Source organism: Tissierella simiarum, assembly GCF_018917865.1.
Taxonomy (GTDB): domain Bacteria; phylum Bacillota; class Clostridia; order Tissierellales; family Tissierellaceae; genus Tissierella_C; species Tissierella_C simiarum.
Window position 1 is genome coordinate 1 of the sequence record NZ_JAHLPM010000025.1, and the last position, 17394, is coordinate 17394.

Here is a 17394-nt window from a genome sequence, read left to right on the forward strand (position 1 = left end):
GATTTTTAGTTATGGTTGGCTAGACCTAACTTTATTATATCAAAGGAGGTTTTGTTTTTTTACTCACCGCTAAAAGCTCTTTAGAACCACCCGCATAGCGGGTGGTATTCATAATACAATAAAAAAACATCAACCTTTCAATCAGATGATGTTTTTTTGCATGCTAAATAGACTAACTTGTATATCTGAGTTAGCCTAATTCATCTCTATTCTATTTATGGCTACTGCAATTCCATCACGCGAGCATAGTATTTTCTTAGAAATTTATTAAGTGCAGCAATTTTAGCAACCTTTTTTGGTTTCCCTTTGGCTTCTTTCTTTAACATATATAAATATACTGCTGAATCTTCTGTTGGCTTGACTGTTTTTAAACATTTCATGACTTCATAACCTGTCTTTAGCAGTAATGAAGAACCTCTTTTTGATATCTTCCGCCTCGTACCTACAAACGATCCTGACTCAAAAGGTGGAGAATCCAAGCCTGCATAAGCTATCAACGCACTTGCACTATGAAACCTTTTCACATCGCCGATTTCAGCCATTAACCTTGGTGCTAATACATCTCCTACACCACTCATAGCCCTCACAGTATCATATTCTTTTAAAGTCTTTGCGATAGACTGCATCTGATAAAATATTGTATAGAGTTTTATTAACTTCTTTTAGAACTCTAACAGATTCCAGTACAAGCATTTTGGTTGATGGTGTATTGGAAGGAAGTGTTGGAATACCACTGCTTGCCATCGCATAAATTTTTCTTGCCTTGGACTCACTTGAGTGGTATCCATTCTTTTTAGCCCATTTCTGGTAACTTTCAATAAACCTTGATTCCGTTGCTTAATCGAATGCTTGCAATAAGAGATGGCTGGCAGTTTTTATGACGGATGTTATAATCCAAAAAAGGCCACGCCAGGCCAATTACTCTCTTATTGTAAAAAAATAAGTGCAAATACTCAACATCTTTTATTTGATGTCTTGCATTTACATTTTTATTTTATTATTTAGTTTTTAATTTATATAAAAATAGATGTATTAAAATCGTTTATATTCTAATACATCTATAATTTCTATTTTAAGTTTCTATAAATATTATTTATATACTTCTACTTGTTAGTTGCGCATAATAAAAAAATGTGACATGAAAATTAATAAAGTACAATAATATTAAACTAATCAAATATAAATATTTCTTCAATAGAAGTATTTACTGCTTTTGAAATATCCATAGCAAGTTTTAATGAAGGATTATATTTCCCAGCTTCAAGCCTCATTATCGTCTCTCTTCTCACACCTACAATATCTGCAAGTTGTTCCTGTGTTAACTCTTTTAACTGTCTATATCTTTTCAGTCTACAAATGAGTTTAGGCATATTATTTTTCCTCTAATATATATAATTTTATACCATATGTATTTAATAAAATTGAAGATAACAAGAAAATTAATGCTCTAATTAAGTTAATATCTCTCATAAGAACTAAACACCTATAATTCCATTTTAAATTTCTATAATCGTTATTTCTTAATTGGTTAGTTGTATATAATATAAATTATGTTCATTAAAGATTTAGTTTAAATAGTATTTTTAATATTAGTTTGTTTGCCATCATCAGTCCGAAAAATTATCAAATAAATATTCCAAGGCTTGCTCATCTTCTAAATCTGTAAAACTTTTAAATCTCTCAACTACTATATCACCATCAGCTGAAAACTCAACTTCCCATCTTTCACCAGGAACTGTAATATCAACTCTTATATAACCTTTTCTAGTTTTATCTAAAGTATAATAGGTTTTGTGCTTTTCTAGTCTTTCTAAAAAGTCAATGAGTTTTTTCATCTTACATACCTCCAAAAAAATATATATTCGAATATACCTATTTATGAGATTCATATTTTTCTACTGATAAGATGCTTAATATAAACGACGTTACATAAATTCAGTTCAAATCGAGGTTATGTCCATAACCCTATCCAATTATTGTAACCCCATTAAAGTAAATATAACAATTCCAAAACTAATACAAGCCCAAATGGTATATTTTAATATTGTTTTTTCATTCTGTGCCTTAATCCCCTTAATTAAAAATGCAGGGAAGGTCACACCCATTATAATAGTTATCAATTTTATGAAATCTATCACTCCTATATACTTCCTATTATATAAATAATCTTTACCTCGCATTTTTCCATCTATGTACATCGTATTATATAATTCATCTAACAATCTATCTACCAATAACCCATCTTTTAAACTTTACTTTCTCCTTCTTTAACAACAATGGTTTTACTATCTTTGGTTGTATCCTCAAAAATATCTGTAATCTCATCATATTCCCCTACGAATACTACCTTGAAATCACCTTTTTCAATATTTGATTCAAAGTTAATTACAATATCACTTTCTTCCTTAGCTGTAATGTAATATAGAGTGAAAGGTCCCTTCATAATTCCAAACGTTACCTTCATATTATTATTTTCATCTTCTACAGTTTCTTCTGAAAGTGTATTTATTTTCCCAATTTCATCCTTATTTTTGAGGTATATTTTGTTTATGATTATTGCCAAGAGAACATCCACTAATAGTCCATATCGTTATCATTCTTAACTTCAATATTTTTATCTGCTTCAATATTAATATCTATTTTACCATTCGTTGCCTCACCCATAATATCTATTCTACTTTCCCCTTCTTTAACAGCAATGGTTTTACTACCTTTGGTTGTACCCTCAAAAATATCTGTAATCTCATCATCTGCCCCTACGAGTACTACCTTGAAATCACCTTTTTCAATATTTGATTCAAAGTTAATTACAATATCACTTTCTTCCTTAGCTGTAATGTAATATAGAGTGAAAGGTCCCTTCATAATTCCAAACGTTACCTTCATATTATTATTTTCATCTTCTACAGTTTCTTCTGAAAGTGTATTTATTTTCCCAATTTCATCCTTATTTCGAGGTATATTTTGTTCATGATTCTTGCCAAGAGAACATCCACTAATAGTCCATATAATTATCATTGTTAAAATTACTAATATTGATTTCTTATAAATTTTCATATCAAAAGCTCTCCTTCCTCTCTGATCAATTATTTTCCTTAGAAATATATTTACTTTGTAAAGCTTAATCATAAGTCTGTGTCTTGTAAACTTATTTTCTCTTCCACTATTTTTATAATTCTTTCATTGGAAAAGTGAGGGTTCCATCATTACTATTTATACCAAATGCAGCATCCATGAATTGATTAAATTCATGGTTATCACTTTCTTTTAAAATTGAGGAACGAAAAATAATTGTTAGATAATACTATGCAATAAATAACCTGCTAAAACCATCATTCTGATTATCTTATAGATAGGAACTCCGATAACACCCATAATAAGGAGCACGAGATCAATCAAACTATTAATGCTATCTTTTGAAATCAATTCTATGCTTTAGTTCCCCTATTTGTCCATTTGGCTCATAAATAAATGAAATGTTATCTACTTCAAAGCTCCAACTAAAATCCATAAATGATAGTTTTTTTAATGCTTTTCCTATATTTTCTTCAGTAACATCCTCATACGCTAAGCTAATATGAGGAATCCACGATTGGGGACTATAATAATCGCTTATATCTTCTCCTACTTGTTTTAATCTTTCCCAAACAGAATAATGGAACTTCAATAGTTGAGTATCTTTAACTACGGGTATAAAAACAACTGGGGATTTTCCAGTAAACAATCCTATCCCCGTTGTTTTTACTTTAAATGGTTTTGTACATTCTGCAATATCTTCAAATACATTTATTAATTTGTCCATATCGTAGCTTTCTGCAATTTGCAATGAAAAATGTGGATATGGTGTAACTCTAACTCCAGTTAACCCAATTTCTTTTTCTAACTCATTCCATATGTTTTCAACCTCTTCATAATAAGGTTGTGGCAGCAATGATACTATACCATGCATATTTACACCTCCATAAAAATTTTACTATAACCAACTCAGTTTCTTGAGATATTACATCTAACATGTATTTCCCGACACCTGTGCCAAGAATGGCTCTAATCAAAATATCATTAAAAAACAGTTGTTTTTCTTTCTTCCACAAAAGATGCTAATTTACTAAATACCATAATTAAATGTCCTCCTAGCTACAATTAGCTTCTTTTAAATTTTTATATTTTAATTACTCTCTCTTATGTCACATAATTCTACTTTTATGTTCATCTATAGTATATTATTCAACCATTCACTTATCAACCTAATTTTCTCATTTTTCCCTTGTCATAACTCTAATTATCCAATGTCATCTATATTTTTGCCTATTTTTAAGGATCAAAAAACGGTGTTTTTTTCCGATTTTTGACCCAGTTTTTGTCCTTCAACCACCATATGTTGTGGTCAGTCTCTACTTTTTCTCCTTCGAACCACAATACGTCATCAGAATTGTACTCTCAACGTGCCTTGAGAATACAATAATGATGTCATAAGTATCTGGTATCCCCTTGCTGGCAGAATATCTTTCCTAAACCTCTGCCCTAAAATCTTCAAAATACTTCAGGATTCTTTCCCATCACTTACTTTTTAATTGTATTTCAGGACTTCGACTCTTGCAGCTGCTACATTGTAATATTTTTATTTGAATTGTACATAATAAAACTCTCAAATACTTGTATATGATTTAAGAGTTTTATTGCATACAATTTATGCTAGGACTATTCATCATAATAAAAAAATACGATGTATCCGTACAGACTTCTATTCTTTTTTTAGGTTACAATCTTGGTATAACAGTTTAATATTCGATATATCATTTAGTCTACCTTTTTCAATAGAAACTATATCATCAAAATGTTTATTCCGTAGCTTTAATGGACTTGTTAATCCATCTAGTTTTTCTTTACATATAACATAATGTCCATTATCTCTATAAAATACAGTATTTTTTACTCAAAGCGGAATTGTAACTCTTTTTATTTTATAAGGATTTAATTCTGCCATCAACTCATTAAATTTTAATAAAAACTCTCTATTTTGAAACAATATATACAACATTTCATTTACAATATTTTCTATTACTTCGTAAAAGGTATTATCTCATAGAAAATATTTATTGTTAATATGGGCTAGAATTGACGCTTACCTTATTACAACATGGATGACAATACATCAGCCTTGGATAATATCCCCTTTAGACTTCCATCATTATCTATTACAGCTATAGGATATCTAGTTTCTGCAGCCATAGGGATTATATCGTGTAATAATGTATCTGGAGCTGTGGTCATTATATTTTCTATAATTACATCTGATAATGATAATTTTTCATTTCTAGCTCGTACAGCATCATCAATTGTAACTATTCCCAATAATTTCATCTTATCTCCAACAACATAAGCACTAGAAACCCTATTGCTTCTCATGATATTTATAGCATAACTCAGGCTATCTGTTCTACGAACAATACTATTTGGAGTAGCCATTACATTTTTAACGCTAATTACCTGAGTTTTATCTGCATCATTTATAAATTGTCTTACATAATCATTTACTGGATGCTCAGATATCATCTCTGGAGTATCAAGTTGAATCAATTCTCCATCACGCATTATAGCTACCCTATCACCTAATTTAAAGGCTTCATTAATATCGTGAGTTATAAATATTATAGTCTTATCTAATTTCTTTTGAATAGATAGAAGTTCAAACTGCATATCCTTTCTAACTAAAGGATCTAACGCAGAAAATGGTTCATCCATTAAAAGTATGTCAGGATCATTAGCTAGAGCCCTTGCTAATCCTACTCTTTGCTTCATACCTCCTGAGAGACTTGATATAGGTTCATTCTCCAAACCTTCCAAGCATACCATGGAAATCATTTCTCTTGCTTTAGCTTGACGCTCTTCTTTGGACACTCCCTTAATTTCAAGGCCATATTCTACATTACCTAAAACATCTCTGTGAGACATAAGTCCAAAGTTTTGAAATACCATGGCGATATTATTTCTTCTATATTCATTTAATTCATTTTTATTAAATTTGCTTATATCCTTATCATTAAATAGGATTTCTCCTGAACTAGGTTTATTTAACATATTAAAGCATCTAACTAATGTTGATTTACCAGAACCTGATAAACCTATTATTACAAAGATCTCTCCTTTTTTTACATCCAAGGTTACATCCCAAAGTGCCACAGTTACTCCAGTTTTTTTATAGACTTCATCCTTAGATGCTCCTGAGCTTTTCATTTTAAATGCTCTACTTTTTTCTACACCATACAATTTACTTAAGTTTTTAATGCTTAAAATATTATTATTCTTCATCTAAGATTCCCTCCCTACCATTGATAAAGCCTTGGGTTATTCTATCTAATAAGACTGCAATAATTACAACCGCAGTACCGGATACTAGTCCTCTGCCTATTTCTACTCGGTTAACACTTATTAGAACTTCCATGCCTAAACCAGTAGCTCCAATCATGGAGGTTGTAACAACCATGGACATTGCCATCATAAGGGTTTGGTTTACTCCAGTCATTATTGTTGGCAAAGCTTGTGGTATTTGTACTTTTATTAAGGATTGTAATCTAGTGGAACCAAAAGATAAGGATGCTTCTACTACTTCTTTGTCAATTTGTCTAATTCCATGACTTGTAAGCCTAATAATTGGTACTATAGCATAAATTGTTGTTGCTATTACCGCAGGCGGTTTACCTAAGCCAAAGAATAATAAAGCTGGAATTAGATATACAAATACTGGCATTGTCTGCATTGTGTCTAATACTGGTCGAATTATTCGATTTGCCCTTTCACTGGTTGAGATGATTATTCCTAATGGAAAGCCCAGTGCCAATGAAATTATAACTGAAGCTATGACTATGGATAGTGTTTCATTCATAAAATTCCATAGCCCTAAAGCTCCTATAAGGAACAGTAAACCCGCATATAGTATCCCTTTCCCAATCTTTCTGCTTATTTTCCAACCTACTAAGAATACTAATATTAAGGATATAAACCAAGGTATGAAATCTAATACCTTGTAGATTACATTTACTAAACTACCTAAGAATAATCTTATCTTACTAAAAAACGAATCATACTTTACACTAAATTTTCTAACTGAAGTATCTATATCATTAACATTTAAAGGTATCTTAAATGGAAAGTCCGTTAGCCAATTTGATGTTTTAGCCTTTTCACCTGTATCTAAATAGGCTCTAATCTTTTGTGCATCACCTGGATTTAGCCACTGATCTATTAATTCATCATGTTGCTTTAGGAACCATTTTGCTGTTTCTATATAATTAGCCCCAGTTTCTTGCATATGTGCTAGAGCCTCTGAGGTTAAAGCACTTGAAGTCTTATATTTTGTAAGGAATTCAACCATTTCAGGACTTTGTTCATAGAATTTATTACTTACCCCTATATTTACTTTTACAGAAGGTAGTTCAGTTTTCCCTTCTAGATATGTGTTAGCATCAAAGGGTTTATCTTTCAATAATACAAAATCATATTTACCCATGAGCCAAGTTGGTTCCCAATAATATGCAACTATTGGTTCACCCTTTTCATAAGCTGAAGTTAAGGCTGATGATAGAGCTGCATCTGAACCTGGTCTAAAATACACAAAGTTTTCGTCTAGATTATAGTGTAGATATTTATTGTGAATAATCTCATCAACTTCCCAACCAGGAATTGCACCATAAACTCTACCCATACCCTTTATTTCTGCATCTGGAAATATATCTGGATATTTCTTTAAATCCCATACATATTTTAAATCAGGAGCAATTGCTTTAATTCCTCTTTCAGCATCCCCTTCAATTACATATCTTGGAACATAAAAGCCTTGATCATTATCATCAAAATTTACTCCTAAATCTTTAAATTTGCCTTCATTTAAATCCTTCTTATAAGTGGCTAGATTATCTGTCCACTCTTCCATATGGACATCAATTTCACCTTTAAGTAATCCTTCGTGTAATACAGTAGTTGATCCAGGAACTTCTCTCCATTTGTACCCAAAGATTTGTTCTGCTATCAATCCTGCTACTGCATTATGGAATTTCACACTATCCCAACCAACATCTGCAAAGGCTATTTCTTTTATTGCTACTTCTTCTGAATAAACAAAAGTAGATGTAATTACTAATATTAATAATAGAATTATACTGAAAAACTTTCTCATAATTTAACACCCTCCCCTTTTTTATAATTGAAAAAAATCCATTAAGGGAATATTAAGCTCATAAATATTGTAAAACAACAAGGTTCCCGGGACCCATTAGCAATCTTTAATTGCGCTAATGGGTTAGGTTCTTATTATATGAACTTAATTTTGGGTACAAAAAAGAACCATGGAGTTCCATAGTTCTAATAAGCAGAACATTACTCCCCTTTATACGCTTACGAGGTTAGCTGTCGGGTTAGGGCTAAAGGGTTCTGCCCCTCCAAAAATGGATACACCCCCGAAGATTGGGTCCCCCGCTTCATTTAAGAATTCAGCGATGTGATTTATTTTTCAATTGTATATATTAAATTTAATTATAGCACATACTAATAATTTATGCAAATTACGCAAATTACGTTTATTATATTATCTATAATAGACGCAAGCTATCATTTATATTCTTCTTTTAATAGTGGATTTGCTGGGTTCCCCAAGTAATAACTTGATTTTCCCAAATTATTTTATAGTTATACTCTCCAAACCATACTAAAATCCTAAGTCTGTCTAGATATTTTAGTCTTAGCATATTGTTATTGTTTTAAGAGCAGCAACCTACTTTCTATCCTTGTTACTGCCCCTGCCATTCTATTCATAATAATCTACCATCTGGTCCATGACGATGCCTGACTCAAACTGTATCTTCGGTTTTTCTCCCTTATCCGCTTTTACGTATTAATCCGATGGAACTTAAAAGTCTATCTATATTCATTTATAATCTCTAAATCTATCTCCTCAGCAACGCAATCGACTCACAATGCCTTGAGGTGACAATAATGATGTCGTGAAGACCCACTAGTTCCTTGGCGGAAGATTGGTTTTCTTAAAAACAAAAACTGGTCTATGAATCCAAATATCAATTTTTAATACTAGGCATCGTTCTATCCAAAATACTATTAAGTGCTAACTTACTATAAAATTAGCGCACTTAAAGGAGATGCAGTTAAATAATATAATTAAATCAACAGCATGTACTGTACTTCATTTCCAGCATAAAAGAATTTTACTCAGTAAGTTTTCAAACATTATAGAGTTATTTTTCTATAATTAATTTGTCTATAAAATTATTTTCTAATAGCTCTAGATATCTTTCAATATCAGTTTTAAACAAAGGATTTGGATTTGTGAGCCAAGGGTTACAACTATCTTCAACTTGAATTGAATCATATAAGTAGTGTCATCAATTTCTGTCCGGCATCTTGTAGTGCTTTTACAGCTTTACCAGTAAGTAAAATTTTTCGCAATAAAACCCTCAAATTGTACCTCACTTCAAAGCTTTATTCGGCACAATTAGCAAGAATTTTATTAAATATATGTTTTCAGTTCTTTTTTCACTTGCATCAATGAAACATAATTGTCAAAACAATATCTTCACATGAGGCAGAACACTTTCGCGAAATTATTTGTCTATCATAATTGTAGGCTCGTATTGATGTCAACTCAAGTTGAGGCTGTCAATTTTAAATTTTTATCCTTTGTTGGTTCTTAGGAGTTAGCAAGAGCGCTTTTTTTCATTTCGAGGTTTATGGAAATAAGTCAACCTAAAATCGAACATCATTTACTAAACCTTTTGTATCTGTATATAGTATGGGTTATTAGTTCCTTTAAAGACGTAACCTAGATAAAAAAATTTTATTATCCCATCATTTTCATTATACCCATCAATGGTATCTTTAAAAAATTATACCTTTCAGATCTGCCTTGCAAAAATGTTTCCTGGAATATCGATAATATATTTCATAGTTAATTTGAGCATTATTATCTATTGATGTATTAGTACTATCACCTTTAAATCCCTCTGTATTATTAGAACACATAAGAATATCATATTTTTTAAATTCTTCTTCCTCTGAAATTTTATTTAACGGAAGTTTTTCATAAATATTAATATACTCATCGTAATAATAACTTGGCACAGGTAAAATGGCATATTCATATTTACCTATAAAAGATGGTGTTATGTATGCAAAAGGTTTATCATAAATTATAGCTCTATTCCATCTATCCATTACTTCTATTACTTTATTAGAATTTATTTCATTCAAATGATTAAGCTCCACATTACTATGTCTCTAGCACGAACATCTTGAAAAGAATCATTTGATAAATTAGAAATAAATTTATTCAAACAGTAATTACGATGTGCTGCATTATATTTTTGTTATAATATGGAATACAAAAATGTGACGAATTATTATTGCTCCAAAAACATCCACTAAACTGTATAGGGCTTGACTTTTCTTTATTATTTATGTCTATTTTTATCAACGTATTCATAATTAACTCTATTCGTTGAAAATCTGATTTTTCTAAACAAGCTATAAATTCATCACAATCACCAATCTCACTTACATTCTGATTATTGTAAAAAACTTTTAATTGTAATGGATGTTTTTCATTTTTATCATCTTTATATTTTTCCCAATAAATCATACGACAACAAAATTCAACAAATTGTGCTGTTGACATATAGTTCATCATACTGACTCACTTCACTTTGTTTTTGCTTTAACTTTATTTGTTATGGCCATTATAAAGGTATTGATGCAATAAAAAATGCTATTATTTGAGGTATGAAGAATAGTAAAAGTCCTATTTACGATAATGATCTCATAGATAGGACTTGATTCTATGTAGGCTGTATTTAACAGATACTTTAAAAATAGCTTTATTGCTATATTCTAATGCTCTGCACCACAATAGCCATTAAATGATGTATTTCTACTAAAGATTGTCTTTAAGATAGCTTAGACAATTTTGGGGTATTCTTTCGTATTCTAAATATCCCTTGACGAGGAATACTAATAATTATAGTGGGCTATCTCAATCTCTACTGAATTCACTTGATGAGTTTCATAATCAAAAGCAAAGGAAAGCCTGTTGTTTCCTAATAGATAAGTTTTTATTCCAACATTTCCATCAGGATTTTTAAACTCTCGATGGTCAGTCGTAATATCCAGCAACTTTTCATCAACCTCAGGTAGAGTTAGACCATTATAGTTCTCACCATTAATTAATGTATTGCTGTTGTCATATTCGTACTCGTAGGGTAAAGACATAAATGACACGGTAACTTGATTAATCAAGCATTCTTCAAAATACATGGTTTGGTTCATTAAGGGATTTAAGAACTCAAATTTGCAGTATAACTTACATCTCGGCCCATATAGCCTCCTAAAGAATAGCTCCTTGAAAGCATAACCTTACCTTCAATCCCTTCCTTTAAATGTTTATCTAAGGCAACAATATATCCTGCATCTTGTATGTCCTTTAATCGTGTATCTCCTACAACTAATTTGAAGTCACCATAATCTATTATTACATCTATTTGGTCAGCTGCTTCTGACTCCTTCTCTAGTTCTTTACTACAACCTGAAAGTACTAAAATCATCACAAGAAAAATTAGTATATATCTTATTCCATTTTTGCATTGCATAAAGCAGCACCTCTGTTTTTCTAATATTTATCATGTATGTCCATATCAAGACTTACTCTTGAGCTGTTGAGTGATATTTTATGGTTAAAAACTTATCAAAGTCTTTTTGAAAACATTTTTCAATCTCGCGACTATATCCAATAACCATATGATTATGGATGTCATTGTATATTTGCAGTATCTGGTCAGCTTCAGCATCTTTTTTAACATTAAAACTTGTATATCTCTTATTGATATCAAATAATTTAATACTTATAGATCTATTGAATCCTCCCCCTTTTTGTATTACTGTGTGTTCACTGCGGTAGGCCCATATAGTATCATTATTGTCCACTAATTGGGCTGCTGCACCGTCTAAATAAAAAGTCCATCTACTTCCTACCCATATCTTTTTGCCTACTGGTATTGCTGTAGAAAAATCAGTTTCAAGTTCTTTAAAGCTTATTGACGGATTATTATCAATGTATTTTAATATATTTTTCTGATAAGAACCACTGAAAGCTTTTATTAGTGTATAAATAGCAAATAATACTAAACCAATTAATGCTATTCCTAAACGAACAACAACAATCTCACTTAATTTACCAACATATCCTTGCTTTAGAACATAGGGAATAGCGAATCCATTTATTTCTTCTGTTGTATAACCAAGATATTCCATAGATCTAACAAAATAACGGTATTCCTCGTCATCCATCTTTTGAAGTGTTCCTTTGACTTCAAGGGAGGAAGTAGGATATTCAATTTTTTTCTCCCACCAGTCATAGGTTTCATCCACTATCTTATTTGCCAATTCAATATCTGATTCAAGAATGGAAACTCCCATTAGCTTCTCATCATTTGTAGGTATTACATAGGCAGATTTTATGGTGGTTGAAATATTGGTTTTCTCGTCAGTGGAGAAGGTATCCATATAGGCACCAAGTGATAGAGCCATTTCTACTGTTACATATTGATTCTTATAGTCAACAACACTGATATCCTCCAACGGTACAGGTCCCTGAATTAATTTAATAGGTGCAAAATCAGAGTAAACAAAATATACAATAATAAGAGCAAAAATAATAACTGTTCTAAGTATAGCTATGTCTTTTCCTTTCTTCTTTAATAAAGATAACATTTGAGATTCATGAGTTTCCATAAAAGTACCTCCAGTTCATATTTGTAGATAATAAACATTATATATATTATTTTCATTCCTGTGTATACTACTAAAGTCTTGTTTTTGACAAATTGAATAAAAATTAGCAATATCAATCATGTTTAAAAGTATTTAAAAATCCAAAAATTAATAATATACTAACGATGTTTTTCACTGATTTTCACCCCTGAATTTACTCCAAAACCACTACATATTGTGGTCAATCCCTACTTTTTGCCCTCATCACCATAATACGTCATCAGAATATACTCTCAGCGTGCCTTGAGGAGATAATAAAGATTCCATTTGAGCCTGGTGGTGCCTTGGCGGAAATGTAGCTTTCTGAAAAAATCTAATTCTATACCATTTATAGAGTAATTAGATACATGCCATTACTCAAACATAATCTTATCATTTTTCTTCACTTTTTCTTAGCTCCCCTGTCTTATTAGCTACAAAAGTCGAAAACAATTTTTCTTTTTCTTTTCTCTCTTTTTCAGCTATCATCTCATCAAGTATCAATTCTATACCTACTTTTATATTCAATACATTCATCTTCAGTAAGTTCATGAATACCTTTACTTACTATACTATATATATTTTTATTCTGGACTAAAATCTTTGGAAGATGCTCTCCTAAAATATCAATTTTTTCTTTAAACTCGCTATGTTTAAATGTCTCTGTATTAATTTCTATAGTGTTTGATACTTCTTTAAACTTATCAAAAACAAGTGACTCAATTATTCTTCTTAAATATACAAAAGCTCCAATTCCAATACCATGTGAAAATAAACCCATTGATTTTGTATACTCCCGCTATTTATTTCCTAATACTGATTTATATTTTTTTGTATCTCCAACAGAAATATCCGCAAAAGTTGGATATTGACCAATTTTAATTATTTTACTATCTGTGGCAAGTAAATCAAATAGTAAATTTTGCTTTACAATTTCCTATTTTTTCTCCTTGAGACAAATCTCAGTGTGTTTGTTTTCTTACCTCATGTATGATACTCTTACTTTTATTATAATCTATCAAAAATAATAGCCTACCAGATATCTTAAGAAAACATTCATATATATTTTTTCGTTTCTGCTTCACTTGTCATATAAAAAGCAGCTATCCAGAACAAACAGATAACTGCTATTTCACGCAATTCAGTACACATCGAGACATTCTTTCACTATTTATTTATCATCAAAAATAGTTTCCCAAATGTTCTCTACATTATTAGATCTATGGGACTTTCCAGCATTAACTCCCGCTAGTTTATATTCATAGGTTTATATATTTATGGGCAAAGTCTCTGAAGTTTAATATTCAATTGGTAACGGCACATTTTGCCCTGGCTTATCTATGGATACAAGATTAAGTAAAGTTTCACGTAAAATCTCTTTTTGCTGCAAAGGATTATTTGGAGCACCGGCATTGGCTCCAATGGGCACTATAGGGGATACGCCTCGTGGAGCACCACAACGTATGGAGATACCAGGCAAAGCCGAAATAATAATTGTAGGGATTCCCAATCCCTCTACCGCTCTTTGAATAATAACGGAAGAGCGGTGACAAGTACCTCAGCCTGCAGTAAATACGGCTGCATCTACTCCATCTTCTTTAAGTATATCAGCAATAGCAGGCCCCGTTTCGTTGGTCAGCCTTTTTAGATCTCCCCCTCCACCCATAAAGCCGATATGTCGAGGAGCGATTCCTTCAATAAAACCTTCCTCAACTAATTTTCTCAAAGGATCAAGAGGAAACATACTATTTATATCTGCTAAAGCATCAGAATTGTCATATCCACCATGACTGACAGTCAAGTCAGCCGTTGATGCATCTCCAGGAATAATTCTGAAGCTGCTGTCACTAGTTAAAATAAAACGCTGGTCAGATTTCAAATGCACTCCAGTTCCAGAAACAAGAGCAATCTTCATCTGAGCTAATGGTTTAGTTACTGGTGTCCATACTATAGGAGGCATGGTTGCAGTGGGTATTTCTGACTGAAATGTTCTAACTCCTTTATTTTCCATTTTCTCCAGATTTCTTTTCCTTATACTTGTGTCCCAGCGATTTGGAGGAGACGACACCCTTTCTCCTTTCATAACTGCTTTAAGCATAGCAAGGGCAACCATAGCATCTTCCTCTATCATTGTATTATCTGTAAGAATTCCGTTTTCAAGTCCTATATCAGCTTTAGTACAGTCAACAAGATTTCGGGTATGTTTATTACCTGTTATCAAAGGACCAAAATTTCCGCAAAATGTTGCTCCTACAACCGGAATTCCACGTTTTCCTATAGCTTCAAGATGGGCAGCAAAATCTATATGGTTATTTCCATATCCTTCTGTTGCTACTATAACTCCACTTACATCCATGGCAGCAACAAGCATCCCTAGACGTTCTGCCACCATATGCTTTTGTTTGTCAATGGCAGGACTTCCTACAAAGGCAACTCCACACAGGTCAATATCAGCATCATTTAAAGCCAAAGTTATCAAAGGATCACGGAAGTAATGACGACTAGTCTCCTTTGTTGAAGGACCAACGCAGGTAAGAGCATGAACAGCACCATCAATTGCCTCTAAGGGAGATAGTATCAGAGGAATATTACCCATATCAATATTTGAACGTGATCCAGTAATACCGCAGGGTTGTAAGGGAAGCAACAGTTTTTCATGCATAGCTCCTTGACCCATTATTTCCTTCACTAATAAGACTTTGGGTTTATCAGTATGCCGTACATGTGAAAATTTCTGTTCATCTGAGCAGCCAGAAATAAATTCTTCCTCATTTAAGGAAAGGATAGCTGAGCGAATATCTTCTGCTACATAATCAGCAGCCTTATGGCATGTCAAAGGACCTGGACGTTTCATCCTCTCCCCCGCTTTTATAAGACAATCTATCCTAATGATTATATCGCCCATATCTATAGATCCAGGTCTATTAAAACGAATCTTATCTGATAATATTCCCTCGCAGGAACCAGCTTCACTGATTTGTTCTCCCGCTTCATCCTTGCCACTAACTGCTAGTACGACACCCGATAAAGTACGAGTCACTCCTTCACCTATGGAAAAGTTATTTTCCTTAACTGCCAAGGGCTGCACATCAAGAATCGTATTTATATAAGCTCCATATTTTTCAGGGGTTATAATATCTAAAGTCATATCCAATACAATACTTTGATCAGCACGTATAAAAGATTCTTTGCATAAGTCAGAAGCAATATATAAGATGTCCCCTTCTATCTTAGTTTGCTCTGCAAACAAGACTTGATTAATCCTATAATTCCTCTTAATTAAAGAACCTAGATGTTTTTTATCATCCATTTTGAAGACTCCTTTTCTATTAAATATCCTCTTGTTAGCCTTATTATAAAATAAAATCTATTTATTATACATACCCATTAATTTTGTTTATAGCTAATCAATATCATTGAAAAACAACTAATGCAATCCCAATTGCAGTGTATCTTGTAAAAACCTCTTGAAATACAGTTGTGCCAATGACAGTTGCTACTATAGGCTCTGTAAAAGTCAAAATAGTTGCCTTTCCTGTATCCATATGTTCCAAACCTTTAGTATATAGTAAAAATGGTAATAAAGTTGATAACCCTCCAAGTAAAATAATATTTAATATTAAACTTTTTTCAGTAAAGGCAGTATTTAAAACATCGCTCATCTTGAAAGATGCTAACAGTGCAATTGAAGCAAATAAAAATGTATAAGTAATGACCGTTAACCAATTATACTTTTTTAAAGCTATTCTTCCTATAACACTATAGAGTGCATATGCAATACCTGAACCTAATCGAATAAGCAAAGTACTTCTTGTAATAGGTTTTTCACTTCCACCGCCTATAATTCCTGTAGCATACATGCATCCGACAAAAGCAAGAATTATAGCAATTCCTTTTGTTATAGTGAGCCGTTCCTGAAAAAAAATATGATAATATTATAATAAAGCATGGTGAAGTATATAACAATATGGATGCAATTGCTAATGTACTTTTAGATATACAGATAAAATAGAACACATTAAATAAAGCTATGCTAAAAACTCCAGTTCCTATAAATATCCAAGAATCCCTCAACTTGATTTTTAAATATTTTCTATTGGTTAATAATAAAAAGAAAAATAAAATTATAGCGGTAACTAAACAACGAGCTCCTGCGATTTGTAAAGCATTTAATCCTGCTTCTGATAGAGAACGTGAGAATAATCCAATTATTCCCCAAAGAGTGCCAGCACAGACAATCAAAACTGGTGCAAATATTCACCAGTGCTTTTGGTTTAAACTATCCATTTTTCCACCTTCATTACACCACAATAGTTTGTAAAATATAATGAAAATTTTTCCATCCAATAGTCAAGATCATCAGCATTACGGTATTCTTGAGATAATTTATCTATCATATCCTGAAATAATTTAATAAATTCCTTACTGCTTAGCACAACAGATGCTCTATAAGATAAAATTCCTAATGTGGTTTTTAGAAAAATTGAATATATCTCATCTGAAATAGAAATTTTCATTTTATCACAAGCCCCTCTCTAACTTCTATTCTATTTTTTTAATGTTCTCTTGTTATATTATTAATAACAT

At 31.7% G+C, this 17394-nt stretch carries 20 protein-coding genes and 1 riboswitch; all 20 genes read right to left on the reverse strand.

The features are described 5' to 3' along the window. Positions 1-221 precede the first annotated feature (221 nt). The 20 genes from KQI42_RS18995 to KQI42_RS19090 all read right to left on the reverse strand — a co-directional run bounded on the left by KQI42_RS18995 (position 222) and on the right by KQI42_RS19090 (position 17324). Positions 222-626 carry a transposase gene (locus KQI42_RS18995; RefSeq protein ID WP_216522050.1) on the reverse strand — a complete coding sequence of 135 codons (405 nt, stop codon included), beginning with the start codon at positions 624-626 and terminating at the stop codon, positions 222-224. Positions 627-1169: 543 nt separating this feature from the next. Beyond that, a complete protein-coding gene (locus tag KQI42_RS19000) occupies positions 1170-1370 on the reverse strand; it encodes a helix-turn-helix transcriptional regulator (protein ID WP_216522051.1) in 201 nt (66 codons plus the stop codon). A 237-nt stretch (positions 1371-1607) separates the two neighbouring features. Beyond that, positions 1608-1835 carry a hypothetical protein gene (locus tag KQI42_RS19005; RefSeq protein ID WP_216522052.1) on the reverse strand — a complete coding sequence of 76 codons (228 nt, stop codon included), beginning with the start codon at positions 1833-1835 and terminating at the stop codon, positions 1608-1610. A gap of 410 nt (positions 1836-2245) precedes the next feature. After that, positions 2246-2563 (reverse strand): hypothetical protein, encoded by a 318-nt coding sequence (locus tag KQI42_RS19010; RefSeq protein ID WP_216522053.1) that lies wholly within the window; start codon positions 2561-2563, stop codon positions 2246-2248. An 11-nt stretch (positions 2564-2574) separates the two neighbouring features. After that, the gene (locus KQI42_RS19015) at positions 2575-3057 is read right to left on the reverse strand and encodes a hypothetical protein (RefSeq protein ID WP_216522054.1); all 483 of its coding nucleotides are present in this window, start codon (positions 3055-3057) and stop codon (positions 2575-2577) included. A 352-nt stretch (positions 3058-3409) separates the two neighbouring features. Beyond that, positions 3410-3949, reverse strand: coding sequence for a 2'-5' RNA ligase family protein (locus tag KQI42_RS19020; RefSeq protein WP_216522056.1), 540 nt, complete (start codon positions 3947-3949; stop codon positions 3410-3412). A 792-nt stretch (positions 3950-4741) separates the two neighbouring features. After that, entirely contained in the window at positions 4742-4891 is a 150-nt protein-coding gene (locus KQI42_RS21920) for an HNH endonuclease (RefSeq protein WP_216522107.1), read from the reverse strand. 239 nt (positions 4892-5130) lie between these two features. Beyond that, the gene (locus tag KQI42_RS19030) at positions 5131-6309 is read right to left on the reverse strand and encodes a quaternary amine ABC transporter ATP-binding protein (protein WP_216522058.1); all 1179 of its coding nucleotides are present in this window, start codon (positions 6307-6309) and stop codon (positions 5131-5133) included. Beyond that, entirely contained in the window at positions 6299-8173 is a 1875-nt protein-coding gene (locus KQI42_RS19035; protein ID WP_216522060.1) for a glycine betaine ABC transporter substrate-binding protein, read from the reverse strand. Before KQI42_RS19035 ends, KQI42_RS19030 begins: the two co-directional genes overlap by 11 nt. Before the next feature lie 200 nt (positions 8174-8373). Continuing rightward, positions 8374-8502: riboswitch (cyclic di-AMP (ydaO/yuaA leader) on the reverse strand. 1383 nt (positions 8503-9885) lie between these two features. Beyond that, positions 9886-10257: a hypothetical protein gene (locus KQI42_RS19040; RefSeq protein WP_216522062.1), complete on the reverse strand. Its 372-nt coding sequence runs from the start codon at positions 10255-10257 to the stop codon at positions 9886-9888. A 79-nt stretch (positions 10258-10336) separates the two neighbouring features. Further along, positions 10337-10693 (reverse strand): hypothetical protein, encoded by a 357-nt coding sequence (locus tag KQI42_RS19045; protein ID WP_216522064.1) that lies wholly within the window; start codon positions 10691-10693, stop codon positions 10337-10339. Between the two features lie 320 nt (positions 10694-11013). After that, entirely contained in the window at positions 11014-11271 is a 258-nt protein-coding gene (locus KQI42_RS19050; protein WP_216522066.1) for a hypothetical protein, read from the reverse strand. Between the two features lie 65 nt (positions 11272-11336). Continuing rightward, positions 11337-11648, reverse strand: a complete 312-nt coding sequence (locus KQI42_RS19055; RefSeq protein WP_216522068.1) for a hypothetical protein — start codon at positions 11646-11648, stop codon at positions 11337-11339. Between the two features lie 52 nt (positions 11649-11700). Beyond that, positions 11701-12789, reverse strand: coding sequence for a DUF6709 family protein (locus KQI42_RS19060; RefSeq protein ID WP_216522069.1), 1089 nt, complete (start codon positions 12787-12789; stop codon positions 11701-11703). Positions 12790-13300: 511 nt separating this feature from the next. Continuing rightward, complete coding sequence (locus KQI42_RS19065; RefSeq protein ID WP_216522070.1) at positions 13301-13588, reverse strand: hypothetical protein; 288 nt, start codon at positions 13586-13588, stop codon at positions 13301-13303. 516 nt (positions 13589-14104) lie between these two features. Next, positions 14105-14287: a hypothetical protein gene (locus KQI42_RS21955; protein ID WP_216522071.1), complete on the reverse strand. Its 183-nt coding sequence runs from the start codon at positions 14285-14287 to the stop codon at positions 14105-14107. A gap of 78 nt (positions 14288-14365) precedes the next feature. Beyond that, on the reverse strand, positions 14366-16117 hold the full coding sequence (locus KQI42_RS21960) for a glycine/sarcosine/betaine reductase component B subunit (RefSeq protein WP_216522072.1): 1752 nt from the start codon (positions 16115-16117) through the stop codon (positions 14366-14368). A gap of 103 nt (positions 16118-16220) precedes the next feature. Beyond that, the gene (locus tag KQI42_RS19080; protein ID WP_216522073.1) at positions 16221-16667 is read right to left on the reverse strand and encodes a DMT family transporter; all 447 of its coding nucleotides are present in this window, start codon (positions 16665-16667) and stop codon (positions 16221-16223) included. Further along, positions 16633-17049 carry a DMT family transporter gene (locus KQI42_RS21925; protein WP_216522074.1) on the reverse strand — a complete coding sequence of 139 codons (417 nt, stop codon included), beginning with the start codon at positions 17047-17049 and terminating at the stop codon, positions 16633-16635. The genes KQI42_RS19080 and KQI42_RS21925 overlap by 35 nt, the downstream gene beginning before the upstream one ends. A 32-nt stretch (positions 17050-17081) precedes the next feature. Further along, a complete protein-coding gene (locus KQI42_RS19090; protein ID WP_216522076.1) occupies positions 17082-17324 on the reverse strand; it encodes a hypothetical protein in 243 nt (80 codons plus the stop codon). Between the last annotated feature and the right edge of the window lie 70 nt (positions 17325-17394).

Coding starts and splice junctions, on each gene's coding strand:
- KQI42_RS19015 (WP_216522054.1), bottom strand. CDS start 3,057: ATGAAAATTTATAAGAAATCAATATTAGTAATTTTAACAATGATAATT.
- KQI42_RS18995 (WP_216522050.1), bottom strand. CDS start 626: ATGCAGTCTATCGCAAAGACTTTAAAAGAATATGATACTGTGAGGGCT.
- KQI42_RS19065 (WP_216522070.1), bottom strand. CDS start 13,588: ATGGGTTTATTTTCACATGGTATTGGAATTGGAGCTTTTGTATATTTA.
- KQI42_RS19080 (WP_216522073.1), bottom strand. CDS start 16,667: ATGTATGCTACAGGAATTATAGGCGGTGGAAGTGAAAAACCTATTACA.
- KQI42_RS19035 (WP_216522060.1), bottom strand. CDS start 8,173: ATGAGAAAGTTTTTCAGTATAATTCTATTATTAATATTAGTAATTACA.
- KQI42_RS19090 (WP_216522076.1), bottom strand. CDS start 17,324: ATGAAAATTTCTATTTCAGATGAGATATATTCAATTTTTCTAAAAACC.
- KQI42_RS19005 (WP_216522052.1), bottom strand. CDS start 1,835: ATGAAAAAACTCATTGACTTTTTAGAAAGACTAGAAAAGCACAAAACC.
- KQI42_RS21960 (WP_216522072.1), bottom strand. CDS start 16,117: ATGGATGATAAAAAACATCTAGGTTCTTTAATTAAGAGGAATTATAGG.
- KQI42_RS19030 (WP_216522058.1), bottom strand. CDS start 6,309: ATGAAGAATAATAATATTTTAAGCATTAAAAACTTAAGTAAATTGTAT.
- KQI42_RS19050 (WP_216522066.1), bottom strand. CDS start 11,271: ATGTCTTTACCCTACGAGTACGAATATGACAACAGCAATACATTAATT.
- KQI42_RS19060 (WP_216522069.1), bottom strand. CDS start 12,789: ATGGAAACTCATGAATCTCAAATGTTATCTTTATTAAAGAAGAAAGGA.
- KQI42_RS19000 (WP_216522051.1), bottom strand. CDS start 1,370: ATGCCTAAACTCATTTGTAGACTGAAAAGATATAGACAGTTAAAAGAG.
- KQI42_RS19055 (WP_216522068.1), bottom strand. CDS start 11,648: ATGCAATGCAAAAATGGAATAAGATATATACTAATTTTTCTTGTGATG.
- KQI42_RS19020 (WP_216522056.1), bottom strand. CDS start 3,949: ATGCATGGTATAGTATCATTGCTGCCACAACCTTATTATGAAGAGGTT.
- KQI42_RS19045 (WP_216522064.1), bottom strand. CDS start 10,693: ATGATGAACTATATGTCAACAGCACAATTTGTTGAATTTTGTTGTCGT.